Genomic DNA, 17102 nt, shown 5'->3' on the forward strand with positions numbered 1-17102 from the left:
GCCTCCGACTAGTTGATCGTGGCGCGATTCGATCAGCATGGTCGTCGGAGATCGTCTATGCAATGATCTTGAGGGAATCTTGCGGCTGGGCGGGCCGCTCCCCCGGTGGCCGCCGCTGGCGGGTGTCGGTGGTGGTCAGGGTTCGATGAGGCCCGCGCGGATGGCGTATCGGGTGAGGTCGAGCCGGTCGCGGAGGCCCAGTTTCTGCAGCAGGTTGCTGCGGTGCCGCTCGACGGTCTTGATGCTGATGAACAGCAGTTCGGCGATCTCCTTCGAGGAGTGCCCTTCGGCGACGAGTTTGAGGATCTCCTCCTCGCGGCCGGTGATGGCGCGTTCGGGTACGGGTTCGCCGTTGCGGACGCGGTCGAGGTAGTTGCGGATCAGGGCGGTGACGGCGCCGGGGTAGAGGAACGGTTCGTCGCGCATGGCGGCCCGGCACGCCTCGACGAGGTCGCGGTCGGCGACGGATTTGAGGACGTATCCGTTGGCGCCGGCTCGGAGGCCTTCGAAGAAGAACTGTTCGTTGTCGTACATGGTCAGGATCAGTACCCGCAGGCCCGGTTGCTGTCTGACGAGTTCACGGGTGGCCTGCAGGCCGGTGAGCCGGGGCATGGCGATGTCGAGGATGGCCAGGTCCGGTTGGTGCAGTCGGGCTTGTTCGAGGGCTTCGGCGCCGTCGCTGGCCTCGGCGACGACGGTCAGGTCGGGTTCGCCGTCGAGGATGAGGCGTACGCCGCGGCGTACCAGTGCGTGGTCGTCGGCGAGCAGGATGCGGATGGGCGCGCTCATGCCAGGCCTGCTGGGTCGGGTACGTCGAGGGTGACCTCGGTGCCGCCGGCGGGGCCGGGGCCGATGCTGAGGTGGGCGCCGACGAGCAGCGCCCGTTCGCGCATGCCGCGGATGCCGGCGCCTTCCGGTTGGCCGGCGATGCCGCGTCCGTCGTCGCGGATGCGTAGCCGCACCCCGTTGCCGTGTGGGATGAGGGTGATGTCGACGCGGCTGGCGTTGGCGTGCCGGGCGACGTTGGTGAGGCCTTCCTGGGCCACGCGGTAGAGCACCAATTCGACTTCCTCGGTGAGTACGGGTAGATCGGGTGCGAAGTCTCGGCGGATCTGCAGGCCGCTGTGGTGGGAGATCTCCGCGAACAGGGAGCGCAGGGCGGCGATCAGTCCGAGTTCTTCCAGGACGCCGGGTCGCAGGCGGCGGGCGATGCGGCGGATCTCGTCGAGGCTGTCGCGGGTGGTTTCCTGCACCTGGTGCAGTTCGGGTCGTAGCTCGGGTGGGGCGTTGTCGGCGACGCGGCTGATCTGCAGCAGGACGGCGGTGAGTGTCTGGCCGATCTCGTCGTGCAGTTCCTGGGCGATGCGCCGCCGCTCGTTCTCCTGGGCGGACAGCGCGCGGGCGTTGCTGGCGGCGCGGTCGGCTTCGAGTCGGTCGAGCATGGCGTTGAACGTGCTGATCAGGGCGGCGATGCCGGCGTGTCCGGTGACCGCGGGGCGGGGGCCGGGGCGCAGCAGGTCGATGGTGGTCATCGCCCGGGTGAGGCGTTGCAGGGGTGCCAGGCCGACGCGCAGCAGCAGCGCGTTCGCGACGAGCATGACGACCAGGCCGCCGCTGAGGATGAGTGCCTCGGTGAGGACGAACGGGGTCGACACCGTCACGGGGCCCAGCAGGACCAGGACGGTCGCCGCGGTGAGGACCGCGGCGTTGATCAGGAAGATCCGCCAGAACAGCGACACCGCGTCGAACCTCCCCCTGTCGTCTCCGCCCTTCCATCGTCGCGGGCGCGGCTGCCCCCGGGTGGGTCGACGCTCCGGTACCTCAGGATCTCGTGGGCGTCGAGTGGGTGTCCATGGGGGCTGGCTCCCATGTTGTCCCCTGCTGACCGCCCTGGAATGAGTGTTGGCCCCGATGTCAGCAGTGCCCCCGGTTGGCAACGGTAAAGGGACAGACGGCGGGCGGGCCTTCGGGGTCCGTGGGGAGGGGGGCGGTGGATGACCACGGCGGGCTGGTTGGCGGTGGCGGTGTTCACTGTCGTGTACGCGTTGATCGCGACGGACCGGGTGGATCGGGTGGCCGCGTCGGTGGGCGGCGCGGTGTTGATGCTCGCGGTCGGGTTGACCGGTACGCAGGAGGCGTTCTTCTCCACCGACACGGGCATCGACTGGCGGGTTATTTTCCTGCTCATCGGCATGATGATCATCGTGTCGGTGCTCGGTCGTACCGGCGTGTTCGAGTATCTGGCGATCTGGGCGGCGAAGCGGGCCCGTGGGCGACCGTACCGGCTCATGGTCATCCTGGTGTTGATCACGGCTGCCGCGTCGGCGCTGCTGGACAATGTCACCACGGTCCTGCTCGTTGCCCCGGTGACCATCTCCGTGTGTCGGCAGCTGGGTGTGCCGGTGGTGCCGTTCCTGCTGGCGGAGGTGTTCGCGGCGAACATCGGCGGCACGGCGACGCTGATCGGTGATCCGCCGAACATCATCATCGCGGCGCGGGCCGGGCTGTCGTTCAACGCGTTCCTGGTGCACCTGACGCCGTTGGTCATCGTGCTGCTGGGTGTTCTGTTGCTGTTCTGCCGGGTGATCTTCCGGTCGGCGTTGACGTACCACCCGGAGCGGGTCGGGCCGGTGCTGGCGATGCGGGAACGCGACGCGATCCGCGAACCGCGCCTGCTGGTGTACAGCGGCATCGTTCTCGCCTTCGTCCTCGCCGGGTTCGGTCTGCACACCGTCCTGCATCTGGAACCGGCGGTGATCGCGCTGACCGGCGGTGTCGTTCTGCTGGGGGTGTCACGGCTGGAGACGGCCAGCGTCGTCCGGGACGTGGAGTGGCCCACCCTGGCGTTCTTCGCCGGCCTGTTCATCATGGTCGGGGCCCTGGTCGACACCGGCGTGATCCAGGTGGTCGGCACCTTCGCCACCGACGCGGTCGGCGACAACCTGCTCGGCGCGTCGTTGACCCTGATCGGCGGCGGGGCGCTCATGTCGGCGTTGGTGGACAACATCCCGTCGGTGACCGCCATCAGCCCGATCATCGAGCAGCTCGTCGCGGCGAACGGCGGCATGGAACAGGCCGGCATGCTGTGGTGGTCGCTCGCGCTCGGCGCGGGGCTCGGCAGCAACGCCACAGTGGTCGCCGCCGCCTCGAACGTGGTGATGGTCGGTCTGGCGCAGCGAGCCGGGGAGCCGATCTCGTTCTGGCGGTTCACCCGCGACGGTCTGCTGCTGACCGTCGTCACCGTCGTGCTCGCCGGCGTGTACGTGTGGCTGCGCTACTTCGTCCTGGGCGGCGCTCCGTGACGCTGCCGTCGCTGTATCTGCTGCTGGCAGCCGGGACGCTGGTGGCGCTGGTCAGCGTGGGCGCCGCGAAGATCGCCGCGAAGGCCGGGATGCCGGTGCTGCTGGCGTACCTGGGTGTCGGGCTGCTGCTCGGCGAGGGTGGGCTCGGGCTGCCGTTCGACGACGCCGCGTTGGCGCAGGCGCTCGGGTTGGCCGCCCTCGCGGTGATCCTCGTCGAGGGCGGCCTGACCACCCGGGTCAGCGACGTGCGGCGGGTGTTGCGCCCGGCGACCGCGCTCGCCACCCTTGCGGTGTTCATCAGCGTCGCCGTCACCGCCGCGGCGGCGCACTACCTGCTCGGCCTGGGATGGCAGCTGTCGCTGCTGCTCGGCGCGATCGTCTCGTCCACCGACGCGGCCGCCGTCTTCTCGGTGCTGCGCGCCGTGCCGCTGCCCCGTCGGCTGAGCAACCTGCTGGAGGCGGAGTCGGGGCTCAACGACGCGCCCACGTTCATCCTGGTGCTGGCGTTCAGCGCGACGAGTCTGAGCACCCTGTCCCCGGGCGGGATGCTCGCCCAGATGAGCTACCAACTGGTGGTCGGCGCGCTCGCCGGCGTCGGGGTGGGGATGGCGGCGGTGTGGCTGCTGCGCCGGCTCACCCTGCCCACCTCGGGGCTGTACCCGATCGCCACGTTCGCGTGCGGGGTGCTCGCGTTCGCCGGCTCCGGCCTGCTGCAGGCCAGCGGCTTCATCGCCGCGTACCTGGCGGGTCTGGTGCTCGGCAACGCCGGCCTGCCGCACCGGCGCGCCACCGAGTCGCTGGCCGAAGGGCTCGGCTGGATCGCGCAGATCGGCCTGTTCGTCATGCTGGGTCTGCTGGTGTCGCCGTCCGACCTGCCGGCGGCGATCGTGCCGGCGCTGGTGGTCGGCGCCGCCCTGCTGCTCATCGCCCGGCCCGTCTCGGTGCTGCTGACCCTGTTGCCGTTCCGCATCCCGCTGCGCGAGCAGGTGTTCCTGTCCTGGGCGGGGCTGCGCGGCGCCGTGCCGATCGTGCTGGCCACGGTGCCGGTGGTGGCCGGCACCCCCGGTGCCATGGTCGTGTTCAACATCGTCTTCGTGCTCGTCGTGGTGTTCACCGCGATCCAGGCGCCGTCGCTGCCGTGGCTCGCGCAACGCCTCGGGCTGGCCCCCCACCGCGTCGGCCCGGACCTGCAGGTCGAGATCGCCCCGCTGGACAACATCGACGCCGACCTCATCAACGTCACCATCACCGCGGGTTCGAAACTGCACGGCACGTACCTGGACGAGCTGCGGCTGCCCACGCCCGCGGTGGCCCCCCTGGTGGTGCGCGACGGCGTCGCGTTCGTTCCCGCGACGGACACCCGGCTGCGCACCGGCGACGATCTGCTCGTCCTCACCACCCCGACGGTGCGTGAGGCCACCGAACGCCGACTGCGGGCGGTCAGCCGCGCCGGGCGGCTGGCCCACTGGCACGGCGAGTACGGCGACCCCGACCGGCGTGCGGAACCATCAAGGAGGAGTCCGTCATGGAAATCGAACGAATCGCCCTCCCCGGCGTCGGCGTCTCGTACTCGTTCGTCACCGGCGATGGCACCCGACTCGGCGTGATCTGCCACCCCAACGGCGCCCGTGACATCGCCCTGTACGACCGCGACGACCCGACCGACGTCCGTGCCGCGGCGACGCTGTCGCCGGTGGCGGCCCACCACCTGGCCAACCTGCTCGCGGCGACAGCGGTCATCGACCTGGTGCCCGACGGCGGCGCGGACGTGGACGCCGTCACGGTGGCCCGGGTGCCGGTTCCCGCCGGCAGCGACTACGACGGTCGCCCGCTGGGCAGTCTGCGCACCGACGCCGTCGTGGTGGCGGTCCTGCGCGACGGCCACCCCGACCTCAGGCCCGACGCCCGGCGGGACCTGCGCTACGGCGACACCCTGGTCGCCGTCGGCACCCGTGACGCGATCGACCACCTCGGACGCGCCGTCGCCGGCTACGTCAGCGGCGGTGTGACCACCCGGCGGGGATGACGACGGGTGACAGCCGTGGGGTCAGCCCAGGTCGACCAGGAGCGGCCGGTGGTCGGAGATGGTGGACAGCGGGGTGGTGACCGCGCGTACCGGCGGCAGCTGGTCGAGGGCGTGCCGGTCGGCGAGGATGTGGTCGAGTTGGACCCGGGGCTGCCCGGAGGGGTAGGTGGGACGTCGGCCCAGGGGGTGCCAGCCGGAAATGAGCCGGGCCGCCCCGGCGGGCAGGTTGAGGTCGCCGAGCAGGACGCGGGGGGCCGGTAGCGCGCGCAGGGCGCGCACGGTCTGGCGCAGTTGGCGGGCGTTCCAGCCGGGCACGAACGACAGGTGGGTCGCGGCGACGGTGAGGGCGCCGTGGGGGGTGTCCAGGACGGCGGCGAGGACCACGCGGGGTTCGTCGTGCAGGAGGATGAGGCCGCCGCGGGGGCCGGGCACGTAGACCGGTGAGCGCACCGGCGCCGGTTTGAGCCGGGTGACCTGCCAGCTGCGCACGGGATGTCGGCTGATCAGGCCGATGCCGTAGCAGGGTTCACCGTGCCCGTCGTCGTCGTGGCGCAGCGGGCGGAACTGTTCGCCGGGGGTGCCGACGACGGCGGCGGCGAAGCGGTGGTGGGGTGCGTCGAGGGCGCGGGCGGCGATGGCGATGAGGTCGAGGTTGCCGCTGCGGTGCTGGTCGCGGTCGACCTCCTGCAGGGCGAGCACGTCGGCGTCGAGGGCGCCGATGGCGGCGGCGAGTCGGTCGGAGTCGACGAGCCCGTCGGTGAGGGACCGTCCGTGCAGCACGTTGAAGGTGGCCAGGCGCACTCCTGCACCCTACGTGCCCGTGGCATGGTTGCCGGGTGGTGAAGGTGTTGCTGTGTTCGGTGCTGGTGTTCGTGGCGGTCGGGGCGTTGGGGGTGTTTCTGCGGCGTACGCGAGGTCGTTGACGTGAGTCTGACCACGTCAGGCCCGGTCTGGCCGTCCCCTGTGGGAAGAATTGCCGCCCGTGGACGCCGTATCGCTGAGTACCCTGCTGGCCGCCGCGGCGCTGGCCGGGTGGGTCGATGCCGTGGTCGGCGGCGGCGGGTTGTTGCTGCTGCCGGCGTTGCTGGTGGCCGCCCCGGGGTTGCCGGTGGCCACCGCGCTGGGCACGAACAAGTTGGCCGCGATCTTCGGTACGGCCACGGCGGCGACGACGTACGCCCGGCGGACCACGCTCGACTGGCGGGTGGTGGGGCCGGCGGCGGGGTTGGCGGTGCTCAGCTCCGGCGTGGGCGCCGTGCTCGCCGGGGCGGTGCCGGCGGCGGCGTACCGGCCGGTGGTGTTGGTCGTGCTGGTGGCGGTGGCGGCGTTCGTGCTGCTGCGACCCCGGCTGGGGGTGCTACCGGCGCCGCACCGGCGCACCCCGGCGAGGGTGGCGGCGGCGATCGCGGTGGCCGGGGTGGGCATCGCCCTGTACGACGGGTTGATCGGCCCGGGCACCGGCACGTTCCTGGTGTTGGCTTTCACCGCCCTGCTGGGCTCGGATTTCGTGCACGGCTCGGCGATGGCGAAGGTCGTCAACGCGGGCACGAACCTGGGCGCGCTCGTGGTGTTCGCGGTGACCGGGCACGTGTGGTGGCTGCTGGGCGCGGGCATGGCGGTGTGCAACATCGCCGGCGCGGTGCTCGGGGCGCGCATGGCGTTGCGCCGCGGCTCCGGGTTCGTGCGGGTGGTGCTGGTGGTGGTGGTGGCCGCGTTGATCGCGAAGCTGGGCCACGACCAGTGGGTGGCCTAGCCGCGCCGGCTGGGTGAGTCGAACCGCCCGGCGCGGATCTCGCGCAGCGCCCTGCGTCGGGTGTCGCCGCGCAGGGTGTCGACGTAGAGCCGCCCGCCCAGGTGGTCGGTTTCGTGTTGCAGGGCGCGGGCCAGGAACCCGCTGCCGGCGATGGTCAACGGCTCGCCGTGCTGGTCGACACCGTGGGCGGTGGCGTGCATGGCCCGCACGGTCGGGAAGTACAGGCCGGGGATGGACAGGCAGCCCTCCTCGTCGTCCTGGAGCTCGTCGGACAGCTCCAGGGTCGGGTTGATGAGGTGGCCACGGTGCCCGTCGGCGTCGTAGACGAACACCTGGGCGCTGACGCCGATCTGTGGTGCCGCGACGCCGGCGCGGCCGGGGGCGCCGAGCAGGGTGTCCATCAGGTCGGTGACGAGGGCACGCAGCTCCGCGTCGAAGGTGGTGACCGGTTCACATCCGGTGCGCAGGACAGGGTCGCCGATGATCCGGATGGGCCGCATGGTCATGCGGGTCAGCGTATCGCCGTCCGGGCGCGCCGTCAGCGCCCGGCCAGGGTGGCGCGGATCGGGGTGGTCTTCGCGGCGGCCTCGGCGACCTCGGCGTACGGGTCGCTGTCCCAGGTGATGCCGCCGCCGGCCCAGGTGTGCAGCCGTTGGCCGTCGGCGGCGGCGGTGCGGATGGTCAGACCCAGGTCGACACGACCGGGCGCGACCCAGCCGAGCGCGCCCATGCTGGCGCCGCGGCCGACAGGTTCGAGGGCGCTGATCTGGGTCAGGGCGGCGAGTTTCGGCGCGCCGGTGACCGAGCCGCCGGGGCAGGTGGCGCGCAGCAGGTCGGCCAGGCCGAGGCCGTCGGCGACGGTGGCGCGGACGGTCGATTCGGCCTGCCACAGGTCGCACCAGCGGCGGACGGCGAACAGGTCGTCGACGGTGACGCTGCCGGTACGGGCGATGCGCGCCAGGTCGTTGCGTTCCAGGTCGACGATCATGATGTGTTCGGCGCGTTCCTTGGCGCTGGCGAGCAGTTCGGCGCGCCCGGCGGCGGTGGCCGGGCGGGTGCCCTTGATCGGTCGGGTGATCACCTGCCCGTCGGTGACCTCGACGAGGGTTTCCGGGGAGGCGCAGCCGATGGCCCAGCCGTCGCCGGTGAGCACACCGCCGTAGCGGGCGCCGGGGAGCGCGCCGAGGCGGCGCAGGGCGGGCAGCGGGTCGCCGGTGTAGGGGGCGGCGGCGTGGCCGACGATGTTGCTCTGGTAGACGTCGCCACGGCCGATGGCGGCGCGGACCGCGTCGACGGCGGCGGCGTGCTCGCGGGGGGTCCAACTCTCGGTCCACTCGCCGAGCCACCACCGCCTCGGCGGGCCGGGCGGCGTGATCCGGACGCGGCCGTGCTGGTAGACGACCACAACGAGGTCGGGCAGGGTCGGCGCGGGTTCGGGCGCCCCGGTGGGCGCGCCGGTCAGGAGCGCCCCGGCGGCGGCGGACAGGTACAGCGCCGCGCCGCAGACCCCGTCGCCGTGGCGGTCGGTGACGGGTCGGGTCAGGTCGTGCAGGGGCAGGCCGTGCGCGGCGAGGAACTCCTCGGCCAGGGCCGCCGGGTCGCCGCCGTCGGCGCGGGACCAGTGCAGGCGGGCGCGTTCGGTGAGCGCGCCCCGGCATCCGGCCGGCGCGGCCGGCACATCGACGTACGTCGCCGGACCGAGGTCCGCGTCGCACACGTATGGGAGCGTTTCCACGCCGTACGGTCCAACCTTCCTCATCCGTTCAGTGGATTTCCCGCGCACCAGGCGGACACCTGGTCGATGCTGGACACTTTCGCTTGGTACTGTGCGTCACTGGTCATGTGAACCATGACACAGTGCCCCCACAGTCCGGAGAACCCGATGTGCCAGCACCAACCGACCTGCCCTTCCGCTGAAGCCACCGACCGGGAAGCCGCGCGGGTCCTCGCCTGCTTCCGTGAGCAGGGCTGGAGCCTGCTCTGCAACGGTGTCATCGTCTTCGACGACACCGGCGAGCTGCTCCCCGACGGGAGCAGCATCGCACCGCACCGCGGCCCCGCCCGCCACGCCCTCGTGGCCTGACCGACCACTCAGCGTCACCGAATAGCCGCCGTCGACCCAGGCTAGTCCCCCGGTAAGGGACGTCCCCGCCCAGGTCGCAGCGACTGCCGGGGCAGGCCGTACCCGCCCGCCCCGGCGCGCCGTCATCGGCCCTTCGACGCCCGGCGGCGCTGTCAAACCTTGAGCGCCCGCGGGCGCTGTCAGTCTTCGAACGCCTCCGGCGACGGGCACGAGCAGACCAGGTTCCGGTCGCCGTACGCGCCGTCGATGCGCCGCACCGGCGGCCAGTACTTCCCGGCCCGGTCCACCCCGGCCGGGTACGCGCCCACCGACCGCGGGTACGCGTGCGACCACTCGTCACCGCTGACCATCGCCGCGGTGTGCGGCGCGTTCGCCAGGGGGTTGTCCCCCGCCGGCCACTGCCCCGACGCCACCTGCTCGATCTCCGCGCGGATCGCGATCATCGCGTCGCAGAACCGGTCCAGCTCGGCCAGGTCCTCGCTCTCGGTCGGCTCCACCATCAGCGTCCCCGCCACCGGGAACGACATCGTGGGCGCGTGGAAGCCGTAGTCGATCAACCGCTTCGCCACGTCGTCGACGCTCACCCCGGTCGCCTTCGTCAACGGCCGCAGGTCGAGGATGCACTCGTGCGCCACCAGGCCCTTGTTGCCGGCGTACAGCACCGGGAAGTGCCCGCGCAGCCGCGCCGCCACGTAGTTCGCCGCGAGGACCGCCACACCGGTGGCCCGGGTCAGCCCCTCGGCGCCCATCATCCGCAGGTACGCCCACGGGATCGGCAGGATGCCCGCCGACCCGTACTTCGCCGCCGAGATCGCCGGGGTGGCGTCGGCGTGCGCGCCGAGCGGGTCACCGGGCAGGAACGGCGCCAGGTGCGCGCGGACCGCCACCGGGCCCACGCCGGGGCCACCGCCGCCGTGCGGGATGCAGAACGTCTTGTGCAGGTTCAGGTGCGACACGTCCGCCCCGAACGTGCCGGGCTTGGCGAAACCGACCAGGGCGTTGAGGTTCGCCCCGTCGACGTACACCTGCCCGCCGGCGTCGTGGACCTTCGCGCACAGCGACGCGATGCCGGTCTCGTACACGCCGTGCGTCGACGGGTACGTCACCATGATCGCGGCGAGCGCGTCGCGGTGCTTGTCGATCTTCGCGTCCAGGTCGACCAGGTCGACGTTGCCGTTGTCGTCGCAGGCCACCACGACGACCCGCATGCCGGCCATCACCGCCGACGCGGCGTTCGTGCCGTGCGCCGACGAGGGGATCAGGCACACGTCGCGGTGGGTCTCCCCCCGCGACGCGTGGTACGAGCGGATCGCCAGCAACCCGGCCAGCTCACCCTGCGAACCGGCGTTGGGCTGCACACTGACCGCGTCGTAGCCGGTCACCTCGGCCAGCCACGACTCCAACTGGCCGATCATCTCCCGGTACCCGGCGGTCTGCGCGTCCGGCGCGAACGGGTGGATGTTGGCGAACTCCGCCCAGCTGATCGGCTCCATCTCGGTGGTCGCGTTCAGCTTCATCGTGCACGAGCCGAGCGGGATCATGCCCCGGTCCAGGGCGTAGTCGAAGTCCGACAGCCGTCGCAGGTAGCGCAGCATCGCCGTCTCCGAGTGGTGGCTGCGGAACACCGGGTGGGTGAGGAAGTCGGTGGTGCGCGTCAGGTCGGCCGGGACTGCCGTGTCGACGGCCCCGTCGAACGCGGCCACCCCGAACGCCGCCCACACCGCCTGAAGGTGCGCGTCGGTGGTCGTCTCGTCGCAGGACATCCCCACCTGGTCGGCGTCGACCAGCCGCAGGTTCACCCCCCGCTCGGCGGCCGCCGCGACGACCTCGGCGGCCCGGCCCGGCACCCGGGCGGTGACGGTGTCGAAGAACGCGACGTCCGCGACGTCCACGCCGCCGGCGCGCAACCCGGCCGCGAGCCGCGCCGCCATCCGATGGGTACGCGTCGCGATGTCCCGCAGCCCGTCCGGGCCGTGGTAGACGGCGTACATGCCGGCCATCACCGCGAGCAGCACCTGCGCGGTGCAGATGTTGCTGGTCGCCTTCTCCCGCCGGATGTGCTGCTCACGGGTCTGCAACGCCAACCGGTACGCCGGGTTGCCGTCCGCGTCGCGCGACACCCCGACCAGGCGTCCGGGCAGCATCCGCTCCAGGCCCGAGCGCACCGCCAGGTAACCGGCGTGCGGCCCACCGAAGCCCATGGGTACGCCGAAGCGCTGGGTGGTGCCGGCGGCGATGTCCGCGCCGATCTGCCCCGGCGCCCGCAGCAGAGTCAACGCCAGCAGGTCCGCCGCGACGGTGACCAGGGCGCCGACGGCGTGCGCCGCCTCGACCAGACCCTGGTGGTCGCGGACCGCACCGGACGCCCCCGGGTACTGCAGGTGCAGGCCGAAGAACTCCGCCGGCAACTCGTCGCGCTCGACGTCGAGGACCCGCACCTCGATGCCGAGCGGCTCGGCCCGACTGGTGATCACCGCGATGGTCTGCGGCAACGCGTCGGCGTCGACCACGTACACCGGGCTCTTGCTCTTGGACGCGCGGCGGGCGAGGGTCATCGCCTCCGCCGCCGCGGTGCCCTCGTCGAGCATGGAGGCGTTCGCGGTGGCCAGCCCGGTCAGGTCGGTGACCATGGTCTGGAAGTTCAGCAGCGCCTCCAGGCGGCCCTGACTGATCTCCGGCTGGTACGGGGTGTACGCCGTGTACCAGGCCGGGTCCTCGAGGACGTTGCGGCGGATCACCGCCGGGGTGTGCGTGCCGTGATACCCCAACCCGATCATGGAGACGGCGATGGTGTTGCGCGCCGCGAGGGCCCGCAACTCGGCGATCGTCTCGGCCTCGGTGGCCGGGTCGGGCAGGTCGAGGGTGCCGTGCCAGCGGATCACCTCGGGGATCGCGGCGTCCATCAGCTCGTCGATCGAGTCGTGCCCGACGACCTCCAACATCCGACGCTCGTCGTCGGGGCCGGGACCGATGTGACGGGTGGCGAACTGCTCTACGGTCATGGGGGCACTCCCGGGGCGAGGTCGACGTGTCGGCCTCCCCCTCTGTCGCACCCACAGGGGCACTCCACAGTGCCTGCCCACGAGGTCCTTTTGCCTGAGAGGTTCCGGGGAGGATTTGCCCCTTCGGCGCCGCCCTGCGTGCTGTCGGGCGGTCTCTCCCACGTGGGTGTTACCGGCGTGGTCAACGCTACCAGCGCCGGTGTTTCCCGCAGATGTCCTACCCCCGGGCCGGGCACCGCGCCCAGTGACCCACGATCACACCTTGAGCGGCACTCCAGCGGCGACCCGCGCGGCCAACTGCGGCAACACCACACCCAGCGGCGCGTCGACGCACACGGTGGCGTGGTCGTCACCTCGCGTGGACCCCTGGTTGACGATCGCGACCGGGATGCCCCGTTTCGCCGCCCGAATCACGAAACGGCGCCCCGACATCACCGTCAACGACGACCCGAGAACCAGCAACGAACGGGCCTGCTCCACGGCCGCGAAACACCGCGCCACCCGCTGCGGCGGCACCGTCTCACCGAAGAACACCACGTCCGGCTTCACCATCCCGGTGCCGCAGATCCCGCAGTCCACCGGCCGGAACGCCGCCACCTGCTCATCGGGGAGATCAACATCACCGTCCGGGTTGACCCCGGCGACGCGGGCCACGAAATCCGGGTTGGCCTCCCGCAGCCGCCGGTCCAGTTCCTCCCGCGAGGTCAGGTTGCCGCAGTCCAGGCAGGTCACCTCGTCGAGCCGACCATGCAACTCGATCACCGACGGGCTGCCGGCCGCACCGTGCAGACCGTCGACGTTCTGGGTGATCACGGTGTCGACCAGACCGGCGCGTTGCAGCTGCGCCACCGCCTGATGCCCGGCGTTGGGCGCCGCGCCCGCGATCAACCGCCACCCCAGGTGGCTACGCGCCCAGTAGCGCCGCCGGGCGAGCGGATCCCCGGTGAACGCCTGGAAGGTCATCGGGGTGTGCCGCCGCGCCACCCCGCTGGGCCCCCGGTAGTCCGGGATCCCCGACTCGGTGGACAGGCCGGCGCCGCTGAGGACCACCACCCCACCGCCGGCCACCAGCGAGGTCAACACGTCGAGGCTCTCCGTCACCTCTCCATGCTGCCTCAACCCGTGCGCCACCGGCGAACCCCGCGCCGGGTGGGCAACCCCACCCGGCGCGGGCACCGGGACGTCTACACCGCCACGATGTCGGCCACCACGCAGGCGATGTTGTCCGGTGCCCCCTCGGCCCGCGCCAGCGCCGTCAGCGCACGCACCGTGGCATCCGGATCGCCGGCCCCGGTCAACGCCGAACGCAGCTCGGCCCGGTCGACGACCGCCGACAACCCGTCGGAGCACAGCAGGTACCGGTCACCGGCCTGCACGGTGCGCACCGCGAGATCAGCCTCGACCTGCCGACCGCCACCGAGGGCGCGCACCAGCACCGCCCGCTGCGGATGCGACGCGGCCTGCTCCCGGTCGAGCCGGCCCTGATCCACCTGGGCCTGCACCCAGGTGTGGTCCTGCGTGAGCAGCGACAGCTCACCGTCACGCAACAGGTAGGCCCGGGTGTCGCCGACGTGCACCAACGCCAGCCGGGAACCGCGCAGCAGCAGCCCGGTCAGCGTGGTGACCGGCTGGTCGGCGTCGGACGCCAACCCGCGCACAGCGCGGTCGGCGTCGGCGACCGCCCCGGCCAGCACCGTCAACACCTCGGCGGACGGCAGGTCGGCGAACTCCAACGGCTTCAGGGCGTCGACGGCGGCCGCGCTGGCAGCCGCACCGCCCGGCCCCCGCATACCGTCGGCCACGGCCAGCAACCGTCCGCCGGCGTACGCGACGTCCTCGTTGCTGTCGCGCACCAGGCCGGTGTCACAACCGGCCGCGCAGCGTACGGCAACCGTGCCATTCGGGTCGGACATCGTGGTACCCCCTTCAGAAAGGTGATCCACGAGGAGGGTGGCGAGCCGGGCGCGAGCCGCGGTGTCGGCGCTGACCCGCCGCCAGTACGCGCTGATCGCCTCAGCGGCCGCCGCGGGCTCCAGGGCACACACCACCCGGATCGTCGCCAGCGGCATCCCGAGCCGACGCAACTGGGCGACCAGCCGCGCCACCGGCAGCTGAGCCGGGTCGTAGAACCGGTAGCCGGACTCCGGATCCACCGCCGCCGGAACCAGCAACCCCACCTGGTCGTACAGGCGCAACGCCTTCGGCGTCAGCCTCGCCGCCCGAGCGAACGCCCCGATGGTCATCAGCCCCACGTGAACATCCTCCTCGTGCCGGTCACGGCGACCGGCACGACCAGGCTCAGGGTTACCCGAAGGTCAAGGTCAAGCCGATGCGGCCGGTAGGTTGGGCGCATGCGCGTCGTCATCGCCGGAGGCCACGGCAAGATCGCCCTGCTGCTGCAACGTCACCTCGTCGGGCGCGGCGACACCGCCGTCGGCCTCATCCGCAACCCCGAGCAGGCCGCGACACTGCGCGCCGCCGGCGCCACCCCCGTGGTCAACGACCTGGAACACACCGACATCACGCAGCTCGCCGCGCACCTCGACGGCGCCGACGCGGTGATCTTCGCCGCCGGTGCCGGGCCCGGCAGCGGCGCCGCCCGTAAGGACACCGTCGACCGGGCCGCCGCCGCGCTGCTCGCCGACGCCGCCACCCGCGCCGGCGTCCACCGCTACCTGCTCGTCTCCTCCATGGGCGTGGACAAGCCACCCGCCCCCGGCACCGACGACGTGTGGGCGGCGTACCTGCGCGCCAAACGCGCCGCCGAGGACGACCTGCGCGGCCGCGACCTGGCCTGGACGGTGCTGCGACCCGGCCGGCTCACCGACGACCCACCCACCGGACGGGTCACCCTCACCCCACACGCCGGGGGTGGCGCGATCAGCCGCACCGACGTCGCCCACGTCCTCGCCGCGCTGCTCGACGAACCACGCACCGCCGGCGCGACACTGGAACTCGTCGACGGGCCCACCCCGATCGCCGACGCCGTCCGCGCCGCCGCCACCTGACCGACTACGCCGGCCCGCGCCGCGTCCTACTCCTGCGGCTCCCAGGCGATCAGCTGGTCCAGGACGCGGCGGTCGCCCTCGAGCTGCAGCAGGTCCATCTGAATGCGGCCGTAGAAGAACATGACCAGCTCATTGGCCGTACCCCGGGCGGAAACATACGCCACCCCCGGGTCCTCGGCGGCGAGCGGCGCCGAGAGCCGGGCGGTCCGTGCGCCGTCGGCGGAGAACCACAGCCGCCAGGAACGGCCCTCGGTGGCGTGGTAGTCGATGACAGCGGGCTCGTGCGGCCACGCGATCGTCGTCGCGACGCAGGTGGTCAGGAACTCGTCGACACCGTCGAGGGCCACCTCGTCCGGCAACGGCTCCGGCGCGCCCACAGCGACCTGGGCGTCATAGGTGTGCACGGCGACCTGCTGAAGCTGGTGGCGGGCAACAGCGCCGGCGGTCTGCGGCGACTGCGAATCACCCCACCACGTCCAGCAACCACGATCCGGGCCGGCCTCCCGCAACGCCGACAGCAACTGCGCCGTCGCCGCGGCGAACCAGGCCAGCAGGGCCTCGCGCTCGCGGGGCGGCGCCGGCGCGGCGATGTCCGGTGGGGCGTCGGCGGGCCCCGCGGCCACGATGGCGGCCCACCGGCGGCGTCCCTCGCCCAGGTGTCGCACCAGGTCGAACACCGTCCACTCAGGACACGTCGGCACCCGCACGTCGAGGCTGGGCGCCGCGGCGACCGCCGCCCGGAAAGCAGCCGACCGTTCGTCCATCAACCGCAACAGATCGGCGAACTTCAGAGTCTCTTCCACCGCGGCTTTGTACCACCCCGCCCCGGCAACCGACAGCGGGTTTCGCCCTCGCGGCGGGGCACGCGGAAGACCCGGTGCCCGGCGCGGCCGCCTCGCACCCCGAACAACCGCTCAGCTGACCGCCAGCCCCGCAGCCGGTCGGCGTCAGCCGCCCGGGCGGTGCGCGGCGACCAGCACCGGCCCGCCGGGGACGGTCGGGAAACGGCGAACATCGGCCAAGCCCGTCGCCGCCAGCACCTGCGCCATCCGGTCCGCGTCGAACGCGTTACCACCGTTGCGGACCGCGTTCCACCGGTCGACGGCCGCCCGCAACGGATCCCCCGCCGGCGGGTTGGTGCCCGCCACCAGCCAACCACCAGGCCGCAACGCCTGCACCAGCCGGGGCAACGCCACCGTCAACGTCTGCTCGGGCAGGAACGGCGCCGGCAACCACACCAGGTCGTACCCGCCCGGCTCCGTCACCTCCGCCACGTCCTGACGGCGCAGACTGATCCGATCCGCGACCTCGCCTGCCTCGGCCAACTCACCCCGGGCCAGGTCCAACGCCCGCTGCAGCACGTCGATACCCACCACCGACGCCCGAGGCAACGCGCGAGCCAGCGCGACCGCCAACCCCGCCACCCCGGTGCCCACGTCCAGCACCCGGCCGTCCGCCGAGCCCAAGCGCTCCGCCAACCCCGGCAACTCGGGCACCACCCGGGTCGCCAACGCCCGGCCGGTCGCCGCCGACGCCCGACCCTGGTGCAGCAACACCTCGTCGTCCAACTCCGCCCAACCCGCCCCGCGCGGCCCGGAAGGCTCCTGCGCCGCCGCGGCGACGGCCTGCCGCAGCGAACTCAACCGGGCCTGCACCGCGCTGCTCCCCGTCGGCCCATCGGCGGGCACCAACGACGGGTGCGCAACCGGCACCCCACCATCCCAGGACAGCAGACCAGCGGCCTCCAGCACCGCGCTGCGGTGCGGCGACGCCGCCACGACCTCGGCGAGCGGGGCCGACAGGGCGTCACTCATGGTGCCGACCGCGGCCGCCAGAGCCCACGCCGAAGCCTCCAACGCGGCCAGCGGGTCCACCGACCCGCCGGCCGGAGACGGTGATACAGACACGAAGGAGCCTCTCTCCCGGGC

Annotated in this window: 16 protein-coding genes and 1 riboswitch; of the genes, 6 read left to right on the plus strand and 10 right to left on the minus strand. The window is 72.5% G+C overall.

Annotated features, from left to right (window positions below):
- Positions 1 to 135 precede the first annotated feature (135 nt).
- A complete protein-coding gene (locus ACX27O_RS09955; protein ID WP_030327686.1) occupies positions 136 to 789 on the minus strand; it encodes a response regulator in 654 nt (217 codons plus the stop codon).
- The gene (locus ACX27O_RS09960) at positions 786 to 1739 is read right to left on the minus strand and encodes a HAMP domain-containing sensor histidine kinase (protein ID WP_210858751.1); all 954 of its coding nucleotides are present in this window, start codon (positions 1737 to 1739) and stop codon (positions 786 to 788) included. The genes ACX27O_RS09955 and ACX27O_RS09960 overlap by 4 nt, the downstream gene beginning before the upstream one ends.
- A gap of 255 nt (positions 1740 to 1994) precedes the next feature.
- On the opposite strand from ACX27O_RS09960, the gene ACX27O_RS09965 reads away from it, so the two are divergent.
- Genes ACX27O_RS09965 through ACX27O_RS09975 form a run of 3 tightly spaced genes read left to right on the plus strand, consistent with a single transcriptional unit; the run spans position 1995 to position 5328 of the window.
- A complete protein-coding gene (locus ACX27O_RS09965) occupies positions 1995 to 3302 on the plus strand; it encodes an ArsB/NhaD family transporter (protein ID WP_458939320.1) in 1308 nt (435 codons plus the stop codon).
- On the plus strand, positions 3299 to 4909 hold the full coding sequence (locus ACX27O_RS09970; protein ID WP_358126266.1) for a potassium/proton antiporter: 1611 nt from the start codon (positions 3299 to 3301) through the stop codon (positions 4907 to 4909). Before ACX27O_RS09965 ends, ACX27O_RS09970 begins: the two co-directional genes overlap by 4 nt.
- Complete coding sequence (locus ACX27O_RS09975; RefSeq protein ID WP_458939321.1) at positions 4828 to 5328, plus strand: cation:proton antiporter regulatory subunit; 501 nt, start codon at positions 4828 to 4830, stop codon at positions 5326 to 5328. The genes ACX27O_RS09970 and ACX27O_RS09975 overlap by 82 nt, the downstream gene beginning before the upstream one ends.
- A 21-nt stretch (positions 5329 to 5349) precedes the next feature.
- On the opposite strand, the gene ACX27O_RS09980 is transcribed toward ACX27O_RS09975, so the two are convergent.
- Complete coding sequence (locus tag ACX27O_RS09980; protein ID WP_210858745.1) at positions 5350 to 6129, minus strand: endonuclease/exonuclease/phosphatase family protein; 780 nt, start codon at positions 6127 to 6129, stop codon at positions 5350 to 5352.
- A gap of 181 nt (positions 6130 to 6310) precedes the next feature.
- Between ACX27O_RS09980 and ACX27O_RS09985 the strand changes: the two genes are divergently transcribed.
- On the plus strand, positions 6311 to 7081 hold the full coding sequence (locus ACX27O_RS09985) for a sulfite exporter TauE/SafE family protein (protein ID WP_030327692.1): 771 nt from the start codon (positions 6311 to 6313) through the stop codon (positions 7079 to 7081).
- Here the strand turns inward: ACX27O_RS09985 and def are convergent.
- Together def and ACX27O_RS09995 are read right to left on the minus strand one after the other, a co-directional pair.
- Complete coding sequence (gene def / locus ACX27O_RS09990; protein WP_030327693.1) at positions 7078 to 7587, minus strand: peptide deformylase; 510 nt, start codon at positions 7585 to 7587, stop codon at positions 7078 to 7080. The genes ACX27O_RS09985 and def overlap by 4 nt on opposite strands.
- A gap of 32 nt (positions 7588 to 7619) precedes the next feature.
- Positions 7620 to 8840 (minus strand): chorismate-binding protein, encoded by a 1221-nt coding sequence (locus ACX27O_RS09995; protein ID WP_374224301.1) that lies wholly within the window; start codon positions 8838 to 8840, stop codon positions 7620 to 7622.
- A 123-nt stretch (positions 8841 to 8963) separates the two neighbouring features.
- On the opposite strand from ACX27O_RS09995, the gene ACX27O_RS10000 reads away from it, so the two are divergent.
- Positions 8964 to 9164 (plus strand): DUF5999 family protein, encoded by a 201-nt coding sequence (locus ACX27O_RS10000; protein WP_030327695.1) that lies wholly within the window; start codon positions 8964 to 8966, stop codon positions 9162 to 9164.
- Between the two features lie 179 nt (positions 9165 to 9343).
- Here ACX27O_RS10000 and gcvP read toward each other — a convergent pair whose 3' ends face one another.
- From gcvP to ACX27O_RS10015, 3 genes are all read right to left on the minus strand, one after another.
- Positions 9344 to 12166 carry an aminomethyl-transferring glycine dehydrogenase gene (gene gcvP, locus ACX27O_RS10005; protein WP_458939322.1) on the minus strand — a complete coding sequence of 941 codons (2823 nt, stop codon included), beginning with the start codon at positions 12164 to 12166 and terminating at the stop codon, positions 9344 to 9346.
- Positions 12167 to 12238: 72 nt separating this feature from the next.
- Positions 12239 to 12337, minus strand: a riboswitch (glycine riboswitch).
- Between the two features lie 84 nt (positions 12338 to 12421).
- Positions 12422 to 13267, minus strand: a complete 846-nt coding sequence (locus ACX27O_RS10010; protein ID WP_210865844.1) for an NAD-dependent protein deacetylase — start codon at positions 13265 to 13267, stop codon at positions 12422 to 12424.
- Positions 13268 to 13350: 83 nt separating this feature from the next.
- Positions 13351 to 14418: a MerR family transcriptional regulator gene (locus ACX27O_RS10015; RefSeq protein WP_210858052.1), complete on the minus strand. Its 1068-nt coding sequence runs from the start codon at positions 14416 to 14418 to the stop codon at positions 13351 to 13353.
- A 99-nt stretch (positions 14419 to 14517) separates the two neighbouring features.
- Between ACX27O_RS10015 and ACX27O_RS10020 the strand changes: the two genes are divergently transcribed.
- Positions 14518 to 15174, plus strand: a complete 657-nt coding sequence (locus ACX27O_RS10020; RefSeq protein WP_030327699.1) for an NAD(P)H-binding protein — start codon at positions 14518 to 14520, stop codon at positions 15172 to 15174.
- Positions 15175 to 15200: 26 nt separating this feature from the next.
- Here the strand turns inward: ACX27O_RS10020 and ACX27O_RS10025 are convergent, their stop codons facing one another.
- Both ACX27O_RS10025 and ACX27O_RS10030 read right to left on the minus strand, forming a co-directional pair.
- Positions 15201 to 15977, minus strand: coding sequence for a maleylpyruvate isomerase family mycothiol-dependent enzyme (locus ACX27O_RS10025; RefSeq protein WP_210865845.1), 777 nt, complete (start codon positions 15975 to 15977; stop codon positions 15201 to 15203).
- Positions 15978 to 16121: 144 nt separating this feature from the next.
- The gene (locus ACX27O_RS10030; RefSeq protein ID WP_358136693.1) at positions 16122 to 17081 is read right to left on the minus strand and encodes a methyltransferase domain-containing protein; all 960 of its coding nucleotides are present in this window, start codon (positions 17079 to 17081) and stop codon (positions 16122 to 16124) included.
- Positions 17082 to 17102 lie beyond the last annotated feature (21 nt).

This window comes from Micromonospora sp. SD19 (assembly GCF_054462275.1).